This window comes from Alteromonas sp. S167 (assembly GCF_036864375.1).
In the GTDB taxonomy this organism is placed as follows: domain Bacteria; phylum Pseudomonadota; class Gammaproteobacteria; order Enterobacterales; family Alteromonadaceae; genus Alteromonas.
In genome coordinates this window covers 240401-261306 of record NZ_JAZETR010000004.1, presented here as the reverse complement: position 1 = coordinate 261306, position 20906 = coordinate 240401, and the positions used below count along the sequence as shown (strand labels likewise).

Genomic DNA, 20906 nt, shown 5'->3' with positions numbered 1-20906 from the left:
ATCTTTAGAATAGTAATTTATACGCACAAATATACAGCAAGGCGCATTAATTATAAATATCAGATGAAATGATTAGATTAGTATTTAAAGATTGCGTAATAGTTGGTTGTTTATTGTTCTTAAAATTCTGTTTTGTATTGTTAATGTGTTATTTTATTTGGCTAAAACAAGACAAAAGTATAATTATTAACCGTTTGAGTAGAAATTATTTTGTGATGGTGTATCGTTATATATGATCTTTTCGATATATGTTCGAAGTAAACATAATCCGAAGAAAAAAAACCTTATCAAGGAAACACACAACCATGCGAAAAACACAGCTTAGTTGTGCCATTGTCGCTGCATTGGCATCTACTTCACTGGCTGCGCAGGAATCAGAAGCGCCAGCTAAACTCGAAACTATAGAAGTAACCGCAACTAAACGCACAGAATCTATACAAGACGTGCCAGTTGCTGTTTCAGCACTAAACGGTAAAGCGTTAGAAAATCTAGGTATCGATAACTTCCAAGATTACGTAGAGTTTCTTCCTAACGTCGTATTCCAAGGTACAGGCCCAGGTCAAAACGAAATCTATATCCGCGGTGCTGCTACTACGCAGTCAAATATCATGCTGTCTTCCGTTCAGGCATTGCAGCCATCAGTAGCGTTCTATTTAGACGAGATGCCAGTGTCTATGGCAGGTCGTAACCTTGACGTTTACGCTACTGACGTTCAGCGTGTAGAAGTGTTGCCCGGACCTCAAGGGACCTTATTTGGTGCAAGCTCTCAGGCAGGTACCATTCGCTTAATTACGAATAAACCGCAGCATGATGTGTTCTCAGCCGGTTTTGATACCAATATCGCGTTTACTAAAGACGGTGAAATGAGTAACGCGGTAGAAGCGTACTTCAATATGCCGCTAAGCGATAACCTAGCAGTTCGCGTGGCAGCTTATAACGATAAGCAAGGTGGCTGGATAGACAACGTTAGAAATGTGCCGGGTGAGGGGGGCTACATTGGAAGCGCGGTAGTTATCGACCGTATCTCTGGCGGCCCGCTAGCTGATCCAGTTGGAATGGATGCAAATCGCATTACAAATCCAAATATTAGTTCGAAATCTGAAGCGGCAGTGGTTTCGCCACAAAATGACGCACTGGTTGAAGAAGATTTTAATGATGCAACCTACACAGGTGCGCGTTTCGGATTGTCTTACATCATCAATGAAGATTGGGATTTACTTGTTCAACATACGCAGCAAACCCTAGATACTGAAGGTGTATTTGCATACGACCCAACCATTGATGGCGAAACATCGGCGTTGCGTTTCCAGCCTGACGAGAACAAAGATGAATTTGGTTTAACAACGTGGACACTTGAAGGTCGTTTAGAAAAGCTAGACGTAGTTTACACTGGTGGCTATTTAGACCGTGAAATTGATACCTTGGCCGATTACACCGGCTACACAAACGGCGGTTTGTTTTCTGCGTACTATGTGTGTAACCACTATGATACGCCGGACAACGCTGCAGATGAGCGTTGTTTAGACCCAACCAAATTCTACAAAGAGGACACGTCTTCTACGCGTACAACTCACGAATTACGCTTCAACACTACCATGGATACACCATGGCGCATTACTGCTGGTCTTTTCTACGACGAGCAGGAAGTAGCCACCGTGGGCCAGTTTAAAATTGCTAACACCGAAATGAGTACGTTCGGTTTTGATAACCTTCAACGTACGCTTGTGGGTAATGAAGGCATTAATAGCGATGGCGGTCCTTTCCCATCAGAAGTGAGCTTCATTAATGATATTACGCACACGATTGAGCAAATTGCTGTGTTCGGTCAGTTAGAGTACGACATTACTGACACTATCACTGCAAGCATTGGTGCTCGTTGGTACGAAATTGACGATATTTATGTGGGCTCAACATCAACGGTAGATGTAACTCGCCGTATCAGAGCGTTTGGCACGTTAGATCCTGACGAACTTGCAGCCGTTGGCTTAGACCCTGTTGCAGTGAATGCGGCAATCGACAGTGGTCAGCTAGAGGTTGACCTACTTGATGATAATGGCGTATTAACGGTAGACGACACTATCTTCAAATACTCCATTGACTGGAAAGTAAATGACGATGTGTTGTTGTTTGCGAATTACTCAGAAGGTTTCCGTCCACCTGTAACAAACCGCGTAGGCGGTGGCTTGGCAACAAACCAGTCTGGCAAGTTTGAAAACTTCCGAATTCCAGTTTATTCAACTACCGATACATTGGATAACTACGAGTTGGGCCTTAAAGGTGATTTCTTTGATGGGCAGTTCCGCGTCAATGCAACGGCTTACTATTCAGAAATTGAAGAGCTGCAAACGTCGCGCTTCGACCCTACAAATATCTCATTTTTGGTATTTACCGACAACGTAGGTGATGCCGAGATTAAGGGTATCGACGCTGATATGACGTGGCTTGCAACCGATGACTTAGTCATTAACGCTGCATTTAGTATCTTAGACACTGAGCTAACACGTATTAATGAAGAGCTTGAAGGCATTGCGGCAGGGGTTGGTTCTGAACTACCTTATAGCGCGAAATTTTCAGGCAACATTAATGCGCGATACTTCTTCGAATTAGAGGGCGATAAGCGTGGCTATGTTAACGGATCTGTTTCTTATACCGGTGACCGCTTTGCAGGCATGATCATGGATGCTTACGTAATGGAAGATGCTACTGCATTGGTTTACGGGCGTACCTCGGGTCTTAAAATTGAAGAAGAAGCATCAGTTTACGAAGGCGTAACGTATACCGATTCAAACGGTGAAGTGTTTAGAGGTGGCAGATACGTACAAGAGTCTTATGTACTTGCAAACCTTGCTGTTGGTGTAACCAACGATGTGTGGAAAGCTGAGCTATATATTGATAATGTATTCGACGAGCGCGCTACATTAAACATTGACACGCAGCAATTTACACCAAAAGTGGTAACTAACAGACCACGTACTATTGGCTTGCGCTTCTCGTACGATTACTACTAAGTTGCCTAACTGCTTAGCGCTAGCGAATTTAACGCAGGCATAGCCTAAGTAAGGTGTGACAGTAAAACAATGAAGTAATAAATTAAAACGGCGAACTCATCGAGTTTGCCGTTTTTTTTGCACTTTGACTATCTATTAAAATAATCTAGAACAACGCTAAATGAATTTGAATCAACAAGAACAGCTTCAATCCATTAAAAAGCTGCTTATGCAGTCTCAGCATCAGGCAGTTATAGTGGAAACTACGCAATTACTTGAAAAGGCAGGCCAAGGTAACAGTACGTTGTCTGCAGATGTACAAAAAGAGTTGTTGTATCTAAAGGCGGTAGCATGTCGACTTTTACAAAATTTTACCGCCGCCACTGAAGTGTTGAACCACCTTTTGCAGCTTTTCCCTGATTATGCTCGAGCTTATCAAGAGTTGGGATATTGTTACTTAAATACAAATAAGCAAAAAGCAGCACACAGCTTCTATCAGGCTACGCGGTTCAATCCGGCGCTATTGTCCGCATGGCTGCAGCTAGAAAAAGTGTATAAAACTGATAAGCAGCACCAAGCGTTGGCACTTTGCCAACAACAGATTGCCTTCCTGCAAAGTTTACCCAAGCCGCTTTTAGGCGCAACAGACCTAATGCACGAGGGGCAACTGCACAAAGCTGAGCAAATATGTAGGCGTTTTCTAATCGAGAATAAACATCATCCAGAAGCCATGATGCTTCTAGCTGAAATCGGGGTTCAGCTAAAAGTATACAGCGACGCTGAGTTCTTATTAGAAAGTTGTTGTGAGCTTTACCCTGACAATGACAGAGCAAGTGCTGCCTACCAAAGTTTATTGTCAAAACTAGGCAAATTTCCTGATGCGGCGGCAGTGGCAGAGCGCCGGTTAGCTCAATCGCCCGACAGTTTCACCGTGAAAGTAGGTCTTGCTCATGCATTAGTTGGTGTGGGAGATATTGATAAAGCGGTTGATATTTATCGGAAACTGCTTGAAGACAATAAAGACAGACCAGCGGTTTGGGTTGCACTTGGGCACGCACTCAAAGCTAAAGGCGATACCGCTGAAGCTGTTGCAAGCTATGAACGAGCAACCCAGTTCGCAGCAGACTTGGGTGATGCTTATTGGAGTTTGGCAAATACCAAAACATACAAATTCGACAGTGTGTGGTTATCACGCATGCAAGATGAAGTAACTAAACCGGAAACAAAGCTAGAAGACAAAATACATCTACATTTTGCGTTAGGCAAAGGGTTTGAAGATAGCGGCGAATATGAGTACGCGTTTTCTCACTATGAACAAGGCAATGCGTTAAAAAAGCGTACACTTCAATTTGACATAGCGCGCACAGAGGCTGCGCTTGAAGCACAACAAAAAGCGTTCTCTGAAAGTGATTTTAATCCTGAGGCAGGCTATTCATCGCCAGATCCTATTTTTATTGTTGGACTACCTCGGGCAGGCTCAACGCTGTTAGAGCAAATCTTAGCGTCGCACTCGAAGGTAGACGGTACCATGGAGCTTCACGATATCCTGGGTATTGCTTCATCGTTAAGTCACCAGAACACACCATATCCGTTCAACGTAAATGCGTTAGCGGATGATGCCTTATCAACCCTGGGCCAACGTTATATAGAGCAAACAAAGGCTTACAGAAAAGGTGCGCCATTTTTCATAGATAAAATGCCAAATAATTTTATTCACGTTGGTCTAATTAAAAAAATATTACCCAATGCAAAAATTATTGATGCAAGACGACATCCTATGGATTGTTGCTTTAGTGGCTACAAGCAGCTTTTTGGTGAGGGTCAAGAGTTTAGCTATGGGCTAGATGATATTGGCCGTTATTACAAAGCTTACGAAAAACTAATGGCTCATTGGCACAGCGTATTGCCCGGCCAAGTTTTAACCGTGCAGCACGAAGATGTGCTTAATGACTTGGAAGGTCAAGTGAAACGCATTCTTGCTTTCTGCAAACTTGAGTTTGAAGAAGCGTGTTTACAATTCCATAAAACAAAGCGGGTAATTAAAACACCCAGCTCAGAGCAAGTAAGACAGCCCATTTATAAGACGGGTATGCAACAGTGGAAACCATTCGAAGAAAATTTAGATGCGCTAAAAACTGCACTTGGGCATAATTAATAATCGGTTTAGTATTTAAAAAGAAATACGCGTAAATCATGCATAGCCTGAAAGCTAAATATAAGCGTATACTTAACTGTTGTTCGAAGTGCCAAATAAAGAAGGATGTTCGTGTACAAGGTTAAAAAGCAATGGGTAAGCTTGGTGTTTATTTGCTTTTCGTCGGCCGCCTTGGCTGATGATATCAAAGATATTTGTAACCTTGACCCTCTAACTTGTTTATCTGAGACAGTGCATCGGCAGCAATCACATCAAGCGGGTTCTCTTGAGTGGTGGGCGCTAGAAGAACTGCGATTAGAGTCATTATTTGAACTACAAAAAAATGATGAGCTTTATGCAGCAGTAAGGCCATGGGTCGGAAATGCCTCTGTCCCTGTTGAATACGAGCCTGTGATACAGTTGTTCTTAGGAAAATGGCTCAGAGCCAGCGAAAGAGCCGACGAGTCGAAAGTGGCATTGAATAAGGCCTTGTCGGGCTTTCAACAACAGTACGCTGCAATGCCTTCTCAACAAAGTGGCATTCGTGTCTTAAATCTATTGGTGGTTTTAGATAAGTTTGACGAAGCTTCGGCTTTTGCAAATGAACTTGAGCAAGAGAACTTCGATGCTCCAATATTTTATCGTGAAATGTTTGCCGAACTTGGACATGTTGCGCATCGCCGCAATGCGTTAGCGCTTCACATTGAATATCGCCTAAAGTCTCTGCTGTGGGCTAAAAAGGTGCCTGATTTGCAACAGCAAGCAATAGCCCACGGTAATTATGGCGTTGCGCTTCGAGAAAGTCAGAAATTCATCATGGCTGAATCGGCGTTTTTAGACGGTTTAGTGTGTGCAGAGCAAGCGAAAGATGTTGCGCAGGTGAATACTATTCGTTTAAGAATTGCTGAAGTGGCTAAGCTTCAAAATAATACTGCTAAGTCTAAGCAATGGTTAAATAAAGTAGTACTTAGTGAATTACCTGCAGTGCAAATTCGATATTACAGGCAGCTAGCTGACGAGTTAGTACTGTAAACGATAAATAAACTAAGCAATCACCATTAAAGGATTGGCCTATCTGAGAGACAGGCCAATCAAACTACGCTAAAAATATTGTCCGCAAAACTAATACTTTCTTCTTTTCAGCCCGGTCTCGGCTAGTATCTTTGCTGATATTTCTTCAATTGAATACTTGGTACTGTTTAAAAAAGGTATCTTTTCTTTGCGGTACAAATTCTCAACCTCGCGAAGCTCCATACGACACTGCGGAAGCGAAGCATACTTACTGTTTGCTCGTCTTTCTGAGCGAATTTGATGGAGACGGTCTGCAGCGATAGTGAGACCGAAAAGTTTGTGCTTGAATCGGCGCAGTGCAGGAGGCAGCTTCAACATGTCGCCCATATCTTCCTCGGTAAAAGGATAATTAGCCGCTTTAATACCGTATTGTAATGCCAGGTATAGGCTTGTTGGCGTTTTACCAGAGCGAGAAACACCGGTAAGTATAATATCGGCCTCGTCATAGTCTTTAAGGTTTGAGCCATCGTCATTTGCAAGCGCGTAATTCACTGCCTCAATTCGAATATCATAAGTTGTTTCATGAATGCTGTGCGTGCGATGTTTTTCAGGTTTAGAGGGCACACCAAGCACTTTTTCTAACGGTGCAACAAATTGATCGAGGAAATTGTAATTTATACCCACTGATTTCGAGATGATTTTGCGAATATCTACATTCACAATTGTATAAAAAACGAGCGGCCTTTCTCCTGTGTCTTGGAAACTTTCAGAAATTTGCTCTAAAACTCTGTGAGCTTGTTCCTCAGTTTCAACAAAAGGAATGGTGTTGTGATTGAAAGAAACGGGGAAAAGTGAAAGTAGGGCGTGGCCAAACACCTCTGCTGTAATGGCTGTACCATCTGAAATATAAAAAGCTGTCCGCACAACATATCCTTAACATTGTTGTAATTTAATTACAAAAGTAATTAAGAGTTTACATTCTGATTTCCCCCATTCTAAGATGATTTTGTCGAAAAGCTATACGGTTCTTGTGATTGTCAGCAATTAGCTATGCTTAGCTGTCAAACGTAATGGACAACGCTGAAAGGTAATTTTGCCTTTAACGACACAATTTTTTAGTAGTTTCAGAATACAAAAACGCAATTTGAAACTAACCTCATACCCTACACAAGAAAAAAGCTGGAGGCTTGGGCTGTGCAAGAATACGTACTGTGGTATCAAGAACTGGGCATGCATGATGTGGGTCGCGTAGGCGGCAAAAATGCATCATTAGGCGAGATGATTTCAAACCTGGCAAATGCCGGCGTACAGGTGCCAGGCGGCTTTGCAACTACCGCCGAAGCGTTTAACGAGTTTTTAGAGCAAAGTGGCCTAGAAGCGCGAATCCACGAAGTATTAGATTCTTTAGACGTAGATGACGTAAACGCGTTAACTGAAGCAGGCAAAAACATACGCCAATGGATCATCGATACGCCATTCCAGCCTCAATTAGAAGATGCTATTAAAGACGCATTCGTGAAACTACAAGGTGACGCTGGCGAAGAAGCGTCGTTTGCAGTTCGCTCATCGGCGACAGCAGAAGACATGCCTGATGCCTCATTTGCAGGACAACAAGAAACGTTTCTTAACGTGAAAGGCTACGACGCGGTGCTTGTCGCTATTAAACATGTGTTCGCGTCATTGTTTAACGACCGCGCTATTTCTTATCGCGTACACCAAGGTTACGACCACAAAGGCGTAGCACTTTCTGCTGGTATTCAACGCATGGTTCGAAGCGACATTGCATCTTCAGGTGTAATGTTTACCATCGATACCGAATCTGGTTTTGAAGACGTTGTGTTTATCACAAGTTCTTACGGTCTCGGTGAAATGGTAGTACAAGGTGCGGTAAACCCCGACGAGTTTTACGTTCACAAGCCAACACTAGATAAAGGCCTTCCTGCTATCGTTCGCCGTAACTTAGGTAGCAAGCTTACTAAGATGATTTACTCTGACGATGAATCACACGGCAAGCAGGTGTCAATTGTTGATATTGACGCGCAAGACAGCAAAACATTCTCGCTTTCAGACGATGAAGTGCAAGAGTTAGCGAAGCAGGCTCAAATTATTGAAAACCACTACAAGCGTCCTATGGACATTGAGTGGGCAAAAGACGGTGCAGACGGCAAGCTGTATATTGTGCAGGCGCGCCCTGAAACAGTACGCAGCCGTGAAGACTCTCAAAGTATTGAACGTTTCCAATTAAAAGGTCAGAGCAACATTATTGTTGAAGGTCGTGCAATTGGGCACAAAATTGGCGCTGGTGTAGCAAAGGTGCTTGAGTCTATTGAAGAGATGGACAAAATCCAAGCTGGCGATGTGTTGGTTACCGACATGACCGACCCAGACTGGGAACCGATTATGAAAAAGGCATCTGCGATTGTAACCAATCGTGGTGGCCGTACATGTCACGCGGCTATAATTGCTCGTGAACTCGGTATTCCTGCGGTAGTAGGCTGTGGTAACGCAACGGATACTATTAACACTGGCGACAAAATTACGGTTTCATGTGCTGAAGGCGACACCGGTTACATTTACGGTGACGAACTTGAGTTCGACGTTGTAACATCTCGCATCGATTCAATGCCTGATTTACCGCTTAAGGTGATGATGAACGTGGGTAACCCAGATCGCGCGTTCGACTTTGCGCGTTTGCCAAACGCAGGTGTTGGCCTGGCTCGTCTAGAGTTCATTATCAACCGCATGATTGGTGTGCACCCTAAAGCGTTGCTTAATTTCGATAGTCAACCTGAAGAGTTGAAAGAAGAAATTAGCGATATGATTGCAGGTTACGCATCGCCTACCGAGTACTACATTGAAAAATTAGTAGAAGGTATTTCTACTATTGGCGCTGCATTCTCACCAGAGAAGGTAATTGTTCGTATGTCTGACTTTAAGTCGAACGAATACTTCAACCTTGTTGGTGGCTACCAGTACGAGCCAGATGAAGAAAACCCAATGTTGGGTTTCCGTGGTGCAAGCCGTTATATTTCTGAAGACTTCCGCGATTGTTTCGCACTTGAGTGTGAAGCCATTAAGCGTGTTCGTAACAAGATGGGCTTAACCAACGTTGAAATCATGATCCCATTTGTACGCACACTTGAAGAAGGCCGCAAGGTCATTGAACTGCTGGAAGAGCAGGGACTTAAGAAAGGCGAGAATGGCCTTCGCATTATCATGATGTGCGAGCTACCTTCAAATGCGCTTCTAGCTGATCAGTTCTTAGACATTTTTGATGGATTCTCTATTGGTTCAAACGACCTTACACAGCTTACATTAGGTTTAGACAGAGACAGTGGCTTAATCGCGCATTTGTTTGACGAACGTGATGAAGCAGTAAAAGCATTACTTTCTTTGGCTATTCAAGCTGCGAAGAAGCGCGGCAAATACGCAGGTATTTGTGGACAAGGTCCATCTGACCATGAAGATTTTGCAGCATGGTTGGTAGCCGAAGGTATTGACTCAGTTTCACTTAACCCAGATACCGTGGTTGAAACTTGGTTATACCTTGCTGAGAAGCACGGCTAACACGTTTTACCAATTACGCTACTTAAAAAAGGGGCCTTCTAAGGTCCCTTTTTCATTTTATTTGAAATAAAATTACGTTTCCCTCCTTGTGATCTTAGTCCGCTTCTTTTCTGTTTTTATTTTGTGATTGCTATATTTCTATTGGGCTTCAAGGGGTATGGCCCAAATAATAAACACTCTTTATACTAATTATTAGATGACTTTCCGTTGTCAAAAATGTAATATTACAGGTGTGGTTACAGTTTTGGTTTTTGCCACTTTGTAGCCGTGAAAAGAGAAGAATTTAATACCATCCATAACAAACTAGCAGCGTGGTTAAAGATATGGCACATACAGAAAGCAATGGTTTAGTAAACCCAACTGATGAATATCAAGTTCAACAGCGCACAGTAGCCGAGCAGCTAGCTGATGCACAGAAAGAAATTGATGAGCTTAAAATGCAGTTGTTATGGTTAGAGCGCGCTTACGAATAACAGCGCTTGAAAGCGGTATAATTGAAAAGGGCTAGCACGTGCTAGCCCTTTTTCGTTATGCCTTCAGCTGAGAGCCAATAGGCAGCTGTCTTATGCGTTTTCCACACGCCGCGAATATTGCGTTACATAAAGCTGGTGCATAAACCGGGGTTGCAGGCTCACCAACACCTGCGGGAGGTGCATCGCTCTGTACTACTTCAACTTCAATATCTAGCGGTGAGTCACTCATGCGTGGAACACGATAGTTGTGGAAGTTACTTTGCTGAACTCTTCCTTTATCAAAGGTGATCCCTTCGCTGATGGCTGTGGTGATGCCATACACAGAGCCGCCTTGAGTTTGGTTTTTCACTGTATCAATATTTACTACCGTACCTGCGTCAATGGCAACCCAAGACTTTATAACTTTCAGATCGCCAGCATCCGACACTTCAACTTCTACTACCGTAGCTACATAGGTTAAGAAGCTCCTGTGTGCTGCAATGCCCAATCCACGGCCTTTTGGAACTGTGCGTCCCCAGCCCGCCATATCAGCCGCTTTTTCAATAACATGGCGTAAACGACTGGTGTCCAGAGGGTAAACCGCTTTGTCGCCCCAGTAGTTCATGTACTCAGCATCTTGCTTGGTAACGTCAATTATTCGGTCAGGACCAATGGCTTCTAGCAGGTAATCTTTACTGTCTTTTCCTGCCTTATGGGCGGCTTCATTAATAAAAGACTGCACGGCAAATGCGTGAAAGATATTTGAAACCGAACGCATCCAGCCTATACGAGCTTTTGCCGGCGCTTCGCCTCGCTCTAGTTTCATATTAGGCGTTAAAATAGGGTTGTCTGTAAAGCCTAAGTCTAATTCAAAGCTAAAGGGTGCATTGGCGCCTTCCTGAAAGGTTGATGCAATGGGCGAAAACGCCGTTCTATGGAGATAGGCATCAATTTTACCGTCATCGTCCAGCGCTGCCTCAACATGCTGTGCTGAAACAGCGTGGTAGAAGCCATGCTGGATGTCGTCTTCTCGTGTCCATTGAACGCGTATGGCTTTTCCTGTTTTCATGGATAAATAGGCAGCTTCGGCAGAGAAGTCTGGCTTCGATTTACGACCAAAGGCGCCGCCGAGCATAGTTACATGCACGTTAATCTTCTCTTTTTCCATGCCAACCATTGCACCTACCGTTTCCATATCGGCTTGTGGGTTTTGCGTTGCTGCCCATACATCTACATGGTCTTTATAATACATCGCGGTGGCACACGGAGGCTCCATAGGCGCTTGAGTAAGGTGCGGCATATAGTAGTCTGCAATTAACTTATCGCTGGCAGATGCCAATACGCTCATGGCATCACCTTTTTCACGCACATGGGCTTGAGGGGCGTTTACGGTGTTTAGCAATGACGCTTTGAATGCATCTGAGTTGTAATCAGCATTCGCACCGTTGTTCCATTGCACGTTAAGTGCTTTGCGGCCTTGCCATGCTGACCATGTGTTTTTTGCAATTACCGCTACACCACCTTTGGGTTGGAACTGCGGTGCACCTTTAGGAGCCGGAATTTCGATAACGTCCACTACACCTGGCATCGCTTTTACGGTATCTGCATCAAACGATTTCACTGTGCCGCCCACCACTGGAGGTCGCTCAATTATTGCGACAAGCGCGCTAGGCTCTCTTACGTCGGCGGCAAAGGTGGCTTTACCCGTAACGATGTCGTTCAGGTCGATGTGCGCCATACCGGTGTTTATATATCGCCATTCTTGACGGCTTTTAAGTGTTAGTTTTTCTGGTTCTGGTGGCGTAATGTTTAATGCATCATCAATTAAGTCTTTATAGGCAATAACTTTGCCTGATGTATGGGTAACTTGATGTTGCTCTGCTACACAGGTACTAGGTTCAACACCCCAGCGGTTCGCGGCTGCGTGTTGCATCATATAGCGCACGCTGGCACCCATCTCGCGTAGGCGTTGCATGTTAAACCGAATACTGCGCGACCCATCGGTATTTTGGTCGCCGTATTTAGGGTCGCCTTTGCCTTGGATAACGATAATGTTATCCCACTTGGCTTCCATTTCGTCTGCAACTATTTGCGCTATGGCAGTACGAATTTGCTGTCCCATTTCTGAGCGATGACATGTAATTTCAACCATGCCATCAGGACGTAATGCAATAAATAAATTCGCACGTTTGGCGTCTTCTGCAGGTTTTGCAAGTACACCCGCCATTGCGCGCGGTGCACCGCCCACGAAGTAAGTGCCTAGAACAAGTGCGCCAGCCGCAGCTGTAGACTTTAAAAAGCTTCGACGGTTCATGTCGAAATAAGTATTCTTGCTCATGCTTCTTCTCCCATCGTTTTAGGGTTGAAGATATTCACGCCTGCTGATGCGGCCATCGATTGTGATGCACTTTTAATGGCTTTGTGTATTCGGGGGTAGGTACCACAACGACAAATATTGCCCGACATGTTCTTTACAATTTCATCATCAGTTGGCGTTGGGTTGGTCGCCAGCAAACTCGCTGCTTGCATAATTTGCCCACATTGACAGAATCCACATTGAGGCACTTTATGTTCTACCCACGCCTGCTGAACTGGGTGGCTGCCGTCTTCACTAAGCCCTTCAATGGTTGTGATTTTTCTATTTGCAACAGCGGAAACAGGCAGAACACATGAACGCTGAGCCATGCCGTCTATGTGCACTGTGCAGGCGCCGCATTGTGCCATGCCGCACCCAAACTTTGGCCCTGTTAAATTAAGTTCGTCGCGCAGATACCACAGTACTGGCGTTGACGGATCGCCTTCAAATTCATGTTTCTTGCCGTTAACGGTAAACGTAATCATGGTCTTGTCTCCATATGTAAACCGCACCTATGCTCTACCCAAGCCTACGTTAAACAACGAAGAACATAGCGAAGCGATTACATTGCCTGATTGATAGTACTTTTTTCGGAAGGGCTATATTGATTTTATTGTTAGCCATACTTTTTCTACGGTAACACGCTGGTGCAACTAAGGTATAGACTTTAGATTAAGCGCTTGGCTGATGCGACAAAATGGCCCAGATTTTAGTGAGAAAACACATTGAATAAAAAGAAAGAGAGAAAGAGAGTAAACAAGCAAACGGGCGTATGGGAGAAACAGCAAGCGGTAGAGTTAAGTAAAAATCGACCGCAGGTGTAAGCAGAAAAGGTGAGTGGAAAGCGACTTTATTGATTGGGTATAAAAACAAGGTGTAAAAAGGCGCTTTGGTTTAAGCAGACGAAGATAGCCTGCTTATCTTAGCTTTCTTTGGAGCAAAAATTTGTCTAGTTTACGCGCACCTAAGGTCATCGAACGTTGACTGTGCTTAAGCCAACCGCGCGCTCTAGGCCAATCGTAGCTAAGCATTACCAATCCGCCTATCACCAACAAGATAGAGCCGGGCAGCAATGTAAGAACAATGCCGCTAATGAAAAGTAGCGCACCTAATGTCAGTCTTAAAATTTTCATTTTTCATTCTCTCTTAGCTTCGCCCTAACAAACACGGCAGGCCTTTGCTTAATTAATAATGATGCAAACTTGCCAGATTGCCAATGACTAAAATGTAAATGTTTGTCTATTTCGCGGGTAAATTCGGCGTTACCTATCTAATTTGAGCAAAATATCAGCGTTCAATAAGAGTAAACGAGGGATATAGCGGTTTGATATGGAAAGCGCGCTCGAAATACAGTACAACATGAAGATGTGTTTTGGAATCGCATGTATAAAAAGTCACTGCGACCAAGCGAGCCTGAATAAGTAGAAGAGAGAAAAAATGGCAGACCAACAGCAACCAATAACAGAAGAGCAGCGCGCGGAGTGGGTGCGAGCACAGTTCCAAAAAGCAAATAAACATTTAGCCGAAAACGGGGTTCTTTTCGATACCGTTATCACCGAAGAAAGCCGTTATCTGATGCCTTATCTTGCGGTATGGAAAGTGCGTGCAATGGACGGAAAACTGTTTTGGGTTATTAGTGGCGACCTGCCAACAGATTTTACATCAGTAGAGAATGCGTCAGACGCAAAAACAGTGTTAAGACACTTTGCGATGACATGGCAGCTAAAAGCCGAAAACTTGAAAAACGCTGAAGGCGCAGACGAGAAGCAAACCGAGTTTGCTGAATTACTGGAAAACCGTGCAGAAAGCCTATTCACAATGCAAAACGCAGCGCAGCTTTGGAGTTAAATTCTCGCACCATTAAGTGTTTTAGGCATACTTAATGGTGCCAGTAATAATAATTAGTGAAGTTGAGTGACGTCGGGCAATGGAAAGCGTTCTGCTGGACAAGCTAAACGTTGTCGTGGGACACCTGCGTCCATAAATACCTGCCCGTCGGGTTTAAAACCAATAGATTGGTGATAAGAAACGCTCTCTAGATTACACACAACCTTAACCATAGGTACGTGCTTTTCAATTGCCGCGTCGATTAAAGCGGCAAATAAAGCCCGATAAACATCGAGGGTTCGATGACAACGCTTTACCGCTATACGGCCAAGCTCGCCTTGTTGTGTTAAACGTCCGGTAGCAATGGGCTCATCATTATCTGAGACAATAAGTACGTGACTTGCCGATGAGTCTTCGCTATCAAACTCACTCGTCTCAGGCACTCGCCACTCCAACACAAATACGTGTTCCCTCAATGCTTTCAGTCGATGTTTATCCTTCTCCCATTCGACGTTTTCAATCTTAAACGCCATGACGCCTTGCTACCCCTCATACCATTCCCAATAACCATTATTTAAAAGTGTAGTTAAGGTTTCTAAAAATGTAAAAGAAGGGGCATCTTGACAACATGTTGCGTTTAAAACATTGCCAGAGGCTAATGCTTCAAACCATTCACTGTCAGTTTTTGCGAAGTTAAATTGTGTTCCGTTTACAAACATTGCTCTTGGAAGCCCGTGTTTTCCTTCAGTAATTAAAGCACGGACGCCGGGTGCAGGCGCAAAGCTTATGCCTGCAGCAAACTCGTTAGAAACTTGTTGCAGCGTTACTTCAGTGTCGAGTGGATATTCAGGAATGCCCTGCTCACTCATTGCCTCTAAAAGGGCAAGAGTAAAACCATCACTGTTAATTGCGTTTATAAGCTGTAATTTAAGCGCAGCTACATCGTTTTGTGATACAAGATATGGCGCGCGTTGAGGTGCTCGCTTAGGATCAGAATAGCGGTTCTGTGCCTCACCTCTGTCTAACATCATCGCTAAGCTTTCAGCAAGCTGTAAGTTATCAGGTGCGCGATAGCCAACAGAGTAGGTAAGGCTATCCTCTATTGTTTCTCCATCATGGGGCCAACCTGGCGGCACATACACTACGTCTCCAGGCTCTACCACAACATCTATTATGGGCTCGAAACCTTCAATTTGGCGAAGTTTAGGGTGGGGCAGTATTTCTGCGTAATTATCGGGTTTACCCACACGCCAACGACGTTTTCCTTTGCCTTGAACGAGAAATACATCGTATTGATCGATATGTGCGCCAACGCCAGCCCCTTGGGTTGCATAACTTACCATCAAATCATCAAGTCGCCAGTGCGGTATGAAATTAAATGGTGTCATAATGGGCGCAACATCCTGTATATACTTATCAACACCTTGTACTAGCAGTGTCCATTGGCCCTTGCAAGCTTGGTCGAAGTCTTCAATAGGCCCCTGTGCTACATCCCATTGTCCCTTTGTATTACTCACAATACGTGAATCAACTTCCGCTTCTTGCGCAAGACCAGCAAGGTCATTTTCATCAACGGGATCAACGTAGTTTGGAAAAAAGCGCTTTATAACAACGGGCTTTTGTTGCCAATACTCAGATAAGAAAGTGTCTCTATCAAAGTGTTCTAGATACAGGTTATTCATAAATGTCATCAGTTTGTGATAAGTCTTCAATTACGCGGCATTATCAGTGAAAGGGGCGTGGTTTTCCACCTTGTACACGTGCAATTGATGCAAGAGACGAAAAAGGAGGGCTTAATTTTTTGTTGAATGCCCTTAGCTTTGTATCAGTAGGCGTTGATGCGGCATCAACCACCACCTTGGCATCTAAGTCTCCACTTTTTGTATTAAAAGTATGGTTGCTACACTCATCCTTGCAAGCTTTCGGCAAATTATTAAACGCAGTCGTACACATGGCAGTACTACCTGGTAATGTGTATTGTTCTAGCATGGCTGCTTTGTTTATCGTCTTGCCCCAAATATCACCGTGTTGTAAATGGGGAGCTGCGTTGCTTAAGAATGCATTTCCCTGTGCAATTCCAATGCGTAGTCTAATGTCTGAAGTACTCTGTTTCGCTATTTCATTAGCAACAATATGCGCACGATGGGCGAAGCTGAAGGCCGACGTTGCTTTTCCATAATTGTCGCGAAAGGGGGAAGTGGCGGTATCGTAATTGTGGCTTACCAAAACGATTTGATCGCCGTTCGTTTTAAGAGTGTATAAACCGAAGTAAACCGCCGAAGCCTGTAACCGTTTGAATAGGTTAAATGTATTGGCATAAGCAGCATACTCGCCTAAGGCTTTTATTAACGCCTGCGAGTTGGTTATGTCGATAAAGATAACCACAACGTCGCGTATTTTTATTAACCTCGGACACGTTTGAAGTGTGAATCTATTGCTTAACAAGCGAAAAGTCATGACCTCGTTCCTTGAGCACAAAAAAACGCGGTCTAATTGACCGCGCTTTTCAGTATATGAGCTTTTGGCGTGTATTATAACTGGTCAACAAGCCTGATTGCATCACCAATATAAGTGGCTGGTGTAAGTGCTTTAAGCTCTGTTTTCGCGCTTTCAGGCATGTCTAGGTTATCGATAAATTCTGCAATAACCTGTGCATTTACTTTTTTGCCTCGCGTCAGCTCTTTTAGCTTTTCATATGGTTTTTCAATTCCATAGCGGCGCATTACCGTTTGAATTGGCTCGGCAAGAAGTTCCCAGTTGTTGTCTAACTCATCAGCTAGGCTTTTCTCGTTTACTTCTAACTTGCTAATGCCTTTAAGCGTTGCTTGATAAGCGATAACTGCATAGCCTACACCTACGCCTAAGTTACGAAGCACGGTCGAGTCGGTTAAATCACGCTGCCAGCGTGAAATAGGAAGTTTTGCTGCTAGGTGGTCAAAAATGGCATTCGCTAATCCTAAATTACCTTCTGAGTTTTCGAAGTCGATAGGGTTCACTTTATGTGGCATGGTTGAAGAGCCAATTTCGCCTGCAACGGTTTTTTGCTTGAAATGACCAAGTGCAATATAACCCCAAACATCGCGGTCGAAGTCGATAAGGATGGTGTTAAATCGAGCGATTGCGTCAAACATTTCCGCAATATAGTCATGAGGCTCTATTTGCGTAGTGAATGGGTTCCACGTTAAGCCTAGTGATGTAACAAAGCTCTCTGAAACAGCGTGCCAATCAATATCTTTATATGCTGAAAGGTGAGCATTGTAATTGCCCACAGCACCGTTAATTTTACCTAGTAGTTCTACGTTGGCAATTTGGCTACGCTGACGCTTTAAGCGAATGGCAACGTTTGCCATTTCTTTGCCCATTGTAGTAGGTGATGCCGGCTGGCCGTGAGTACGTGCCATCATAGGAACGTTTTGATAGCGTTTTGCAAGCTCAACTAGTGCATCAATAAGCTTGTCGCAATAAGGAAGAATAACCGTTTCACGTGCTTCGTTAAGCATTAGGCCGTGAGAAAGGTTGTTGATATCTTCTGATGTACAAGCAAAGTGAATAAACTCGTTAACCGCTGAAAGTTCGCTGTTATCAGCAACCTTCTCTTTAAGGAAGTATTCAACCGCTTTTACATCGTGGTTTGTGGTGCGCTCAATTTCTTTGATACGCATTGCATCGTCAACACTGAACTCAGCTACAATTTTATCTAACAATGCGTTTGAGGAGTCTGAGAAGGCTGGAACTTCTTTAATTTGTGGGTTTGTAGACAGCATCTGTAACCAACGTACTTCTACTTCTACACGGTATTTTAGTAAGCCGTATTCGCTAAAAATGCTGCGTAATTCTACGCTTTTACCGGCATAACGACCATCGACAGGGGAAATTGCAGTTAACTGACTCAGTTCCACCTTGAGCTCCTCACTAGTTTATTAATCGTAGTGCTTTAACAGCACTGTTAAGAATGTGTTTGCGTTTAAATAAAATATATCTTCTTTTTCCACCCATTTGACGCCACATTACCGCAGCGCGAACGCCAGCAAGCAGGATAGCCCTTACTTTGTGCTGAGTTGCAGGTTGGCTTAAATAGTCGGGGTTACCGGCTACTTGAATTCTAGGTGCAAGCGGGCTGATGATGTCGCTGTAAATACTAGCTAAAGACGACACAATTTGCGGGCTTTGAAAATCGATGTGAGCAAGCTGTCGCTGAACATGAGAGATGCGCTCTGCCAGCTCTTGCATGGCTTTGGGCTTTTTAGCTAGTTTTCTTTCAAGCCCAAGTATGCTTGCTACGTAGCGGGTAAGTTCAGTGTCTTTTGTTGCTTGTTTGTCTGACAGCTGAGTTGCAAGCGTGGTGTAGCCAAGTTTAAGGTTACTTAGCTTACCAAAAACTTGCTGCGGCGTATCGGCGTCTGTTACCAAAATGCTCGACAAACTAGCCTCTAGGGCCTCTTCGTCTGTACTGCCTCGTCGCGCAAGCTGCTGCACTAAAGCAGCAGCCTGACATACACCCGCTAACGCGAGATTGTTTTCAATATCTGTGTCTAACATTAACGAATATAACTCTCAATAATACCGCCGCCAAGGCATACTTCATCTATATAGAACACGGCAGATTGACCAGGCGTAACGGCTTTTTGAGGCTCGTCAAACAACACTTCGATAGTGTCGTTGTCCATTGGTGTGATGGTGCATGGGATATCGGCTTGACGATAACGAGTTTTAACCACAGCACGTTTAGGCTCTGTGATAGTTTCTCTGTCTACCCAGTGCAGCTGTTTAGCTATAAGCCCTTTAGAATAGAGTCTTGGGTGATCTGCGCCTTGACCAACAATAAGCACGTTTCGCGCTACGTCTTTGTCAACCACGTACCATGGATCATCGCCATACTTTGCAAGGCCACCGATGTGTAAGCCTTTACGTTGGCCTAATGTGTGATACATCAACCCTTCGTGTTGTCCAATTTCTTCGCCTTCAGCGGTTTCAATAACACCGGGCTGTGCAGGCAAATAACGCGCTAGAAAGTCTTTAAACTTACGCTCGCCAATAAAGCAAATACCAGTTGAATCTTTTTTGTCGTGCGTAATTAGTCCTTGTTCTTCAGCAATTTTGCGAACCAGCGGTTTTTCAATATCTCCAACCGGGAACAGTGTTTTTGCAACGTGCTCTTCACCAAGGGTATACAGGAAATAGCTTTGGTCTTTGTTGTTATCAAGACCACGTAGCATTTGCCACTTGCCGTCTACTTCACGACGCTGCACGTAATGACCTGTGGCGATGTAGTCGGCGCCTAAGTCTTCAGCGGCAAACTCAAGGAACGCTTTAAACTTAATTTCTTTGTTGCACATAATATCTGGGTTTGGCGTGCGGCCCGCTTTGTATTCCTCTAAGAAATACTCAAAAACGTTGTCCCAGTATTCTGCGGCGAAATTAATGGTGTGAAGTTCTATACCCAGCTTATCAGCCACAGCTTGAGCATCTTTCAAGTCTTCTGCAGCGGCGCAGTATTCGTCGTTGTCATCTTCTTCCCAGTTCTTCATGAAAAGACCTTCAACCTGGTATCCCTGCTGTTGTAGCAGATAGGCCGAAACGGACGAGTCAACCCCGCCAGACATACCAACGATCACTTTTTTGCTTGCATTAGATTCAATATCACTCACTACGTATTGCACACTCAATTAATGTTTAAGGATTGAAGAAAGTAAGGGCCTAAAAACGTTTTTCAAGCAGCTATTCTCAAGCTGTTATTTTTAATCATCTAAAAGCACCACACCTAACCCGAATTAAAAAGTTGCCGTTAAGTGTTTGTGCGTCTAGTTTTGCAATGCAATCGAACGTTTTACTACTGCTGCGAGAGCGAAAGCTAAAATGATGCTGCTTCATCGATGCATTAGTTAAGCGTAAACGGGCCCGCTTTTTGAGGTCGCGAATTTTACCAGATAATACGTGTTAATTCACATGTTATCTGGCATAAAATATACTCACTAAAATACAACGTATTGACCGTTTTCAATCCCGTCTATTGTCCAGTTACCCACTCGGTAGCGTATGAGTCGTAATGTAGGGTAGCCTACGTGTGCTGTCATGCGGCGAACTTGACGGTTTTTTCCTTCAGTTATAGTAATCGATAGCCAACTGGTGGGAATAGACTGTCTGAATCGAACGGGGGGCGTTCGTTCCCAAACTTGTGGTGGGTCCATGCGCTTCACTTTAGCGGGTTGTGTTAACCCATCTTTTAAATCAACCCCTTTGCGTAATGCATCGATAGCGGCATCGTCGGGTATGCCTTCTACTTGTACCCAGTAGGTCTTACTGGTTTTAGCTTTTGGATTGGCAAGTTTGTGCTGTAACTTACCATCATTGGTTAATACCAATAGGCCTTCTGAATCTCTATCGAGTCTTCCTGCCGCGTAAACCTCTGGAATATCGATATAGTCTTTCAAGGTTTCACGCCCGTCGGCGTCAGTAAACTGCGAGAGAACTTGAAACGGTTTATTGAATAAAACCACTTTGGTTTCAGAGGACATGGTATTTCCGTGTTAAATAGGTTGAGGACATCATTATGGTATCACGTTGCATATTCT

At 44.0% G+C, this 20906-nt stretch carries 17 protein-coding genes; 6 read left to right on the top strand and 11 right to left on the bottom strand.

Features of this window, described 5'->3' with window-relative positions:
- Positions 1–305: 305 nt before the first annotated feature.
- The 3 genes from V7R35_RS08800 to V7R35_RS08790 all read left to right on the top strand — a co-directional run bounded on the left by V7R35_RS08800 (position 306) and on the right by V7R35_RS08790 (position 6153).
- Entirely contained in the window at positions 306–3008 is a 2703-nt protein-coding gene (locus V7R35_RS08800; RefSeq protein WP_334014372.1) for a TonB-dependent receptor, read from the top strand.
- A gap of 160 nt (positions 3009–3168) precedes the next feature.
- Positions 3169–5142, top strand: a complete 1974-nt coding sequence (locus tag V7R35_RS08795; RefSeq protein ID WP_334014371.1) for a tetratricopeptide repeat-containing sulfotransferase family protein — start codon at positions 3169–3171, stop codon at positions 5140–5142.
- Between the two features lie 111 nt (positions 5143–5253).
- Positions 5254–6153, top strand: coding sequence for a hypothetical protein (locus V7R35_RS08790; protein WP_334014370.1), 900 nt, complete (start codon positions 5254–5256; stop codon positions 6151–6153).
- 90 nt (positions 6154–6243) lie between these two features.
- Here the strand turns inward: V7R35_RS08790 and ppsR are convergent, their stop codons facing one another.
- The gene (gene ppsR / locus V7R35_RS08785; RefSeq protein ID WP_334014369.1) at positions 6244–7056 is read right to left on the bottom strand and encodes a posphoenolpyruvate synthetase regulatory kinase/phosphorylase PpsR; all 813 of its coding nucleotides are present in this window, start codon (positions 7054–7056) and stop codon (positions 6244–6246) included.
- A gap of 270 nt (positions 7057–7326) precedes the next feature.
- Between ppsR and ppsA the strand changes: the two genes are divergently transcribed.
- Together ppsA and V7R35_RS08775 are read left to right on the top strand one after the other, a co-directional pair.
- Complete coding sequence (ppsA, locus tag V7R35_RS08780; protein ID WP_334014368.1) at positions 7327–9699, top strand: phosphoenolpyruvate synthase; 2373 nt, start codon at positions 7327–7329, stop codon at positions 9697–9699.
- 323 nt (positions 9700–10022) lie between these two features.
- On the top strand, positions 10023–10172 hold the full coding sequence (locus tag V7R35_RS08775; RefSeq protein WP_334014367.1) for a hypothetical protein: 150 nt from the start codon (positions 10023–10025) through the stop codon (positions 10170–10172).
- 55 nt (positions 10173–10227) lie between these two features.
- Here V7R35_RS08775 and V7R35_RS08770 read toward each other — a convergent pair whose 3' ends face one another.
- The 3 genes from V7R35_RS08770 to V7R35_RS08760 all read right to left on the bottom strand — a co-directional run bounded on the left by V7R35_RS08770 (position 10228) and on the right by V7R35_RS08760 (position 13640).
- A complete protein-coding gene (locus V7R35_RS08770; protein WP_334014366.1) occupies positions 10228–12489 on the bottom strand; it encodes a molybdopterin cofactor-binding domain-containing protein in 2262 nt (753 codons plus the stop codon).
- Positions 12486–12992, bottom strand: a complete 507-nt coding sequence (locus V7R35_RS08765; RefSeq protein WP_334014365.1) for a (2Fe-2S)-binding protein — start codon at positions 12990–12992, stop codon at positions 12486–12488. Before V7R35_RS08765 ends, V7R35_RS08770 begins: the two co-directional genes overlap by 4 nt.
- A 432-nt stretch (positions 12993–13424) precedes the next feature.
- Entirely contained in the window at positions 13425–13640 is a 216-nt protein-coding gene (locus V7R35_RS08760; RefSeq protein ID WP_334014364.1) for a PGPGW domain-containing protein, read from the bottom strand.
- A 304-nt stretch (positions 13641–13944) separates the two neighbouring features.
- Between V7R35_RS08760 and V7R35_RS08755 the strand changes: the two genes are divergently transcribed.
- Entirely contained in the window at positions 13945–14355 is a 411-nt protein-coding gene (locus V7R35_RS08755) for a DUF4826 family protein (RefSeq protein ID WP_334014363.1), read from the top strand.
- 53 nt (positions 14356–14408) lie between these two features.
- Here V7R35_RS08755 and V7R35_RS08750 read toward each other — a convergent pair whose 3' ends face one another.
- From V7R35_RS08750 to V7R35_RS08720, 7 genes are all read right to left on the bottom strand, one after another.
- Positions 14409–14867 carry a GNAT family N-acetyltransferase gene (locus V7R35_RS08750; RefSeq protein ID WP_334014362.1) on the bottom strand — a complete coding sequence of 153 codons (459 nt, stop codon included), beginning with the start codon at positions 14865–14867 and terminating at the stop codon, positions 14409–14411.
- Positions 14868–14876: 9 nt separating this feature from the next.
- Positions 14877–16016 carry a cupin domain-containing protein gene (locus V7R35_RS08745; protein ID WP_334014361.1) on the bottom strand — a complete coding sequence of 380 codons (1140 nt, stop codon included), beginning with the start codon at positions 16014–16016 and terminating at the stop codon, positions 14877–14879.
- A 43-nt stretch (positions 16017–16059) separates the two neighbouring features.
- A complete protein-coding gene (locus tag V7R35_RS08740; RefSeq protein ID WP_334014360.1) occupies positions 16060–16791 on the bottom strand; it encodes an adenylate/guanylate cyclase domain-containing protein in 732 nt (243 codons plus the stop codon).
- A 74-nt stretch (positions 16792–16865) separates the two neighbouring features.
- Positions 16866–18233, bottom strand: a complete 1368-nt coding sequence (gene purB, locus V7R35_RS08735) for an adenylosuccinate lyase (RefSeq protein WP_334014359.1) — start codon at positions 18231–18233, stop codon at positions 16866–16868.
- A gap of 13 nt (positions 18234–18246) precedes the next feature.
- Positions 18247–18873 (bottom strand): high frequency lysogenization protein HflD, encoded by a 627-nt coding sequence (gene hflD / locus V7R35_RS08730; protein WP_334014358.1) that lies wholly within the window; start codon positions 18871–18873, stop codon positions 18247–18249.
- Positions 18873–19982, bottom strand: a complete 1110-nt coding sequence (gene mnmA / locus V7R35_RS08725; protein WP_334014357.1) for a tRNA 2-thiouridine(34) synthase MnmA — start codon at positions 19980–19982, stop codon at positions 18873–18875. The genes hflD and mnmA overlap by 1 nt, the downstream gene beginning before the upstream one ends.
- Before the next feature lie 324 nt (positions 19983–20306).
- Positions 20307–20849, bottom strand: a complete 543-nt coding sequence (locus V7R35_RS08720; protein WP_334014356.1) for an rRNA large subunit pseudouridine synthase E — start codon at positions 20847–20849, stop codon at positions 20307–20309.
- Between the last annotated feature and the right edge of the window lie 57 nt (positions 20850–20906).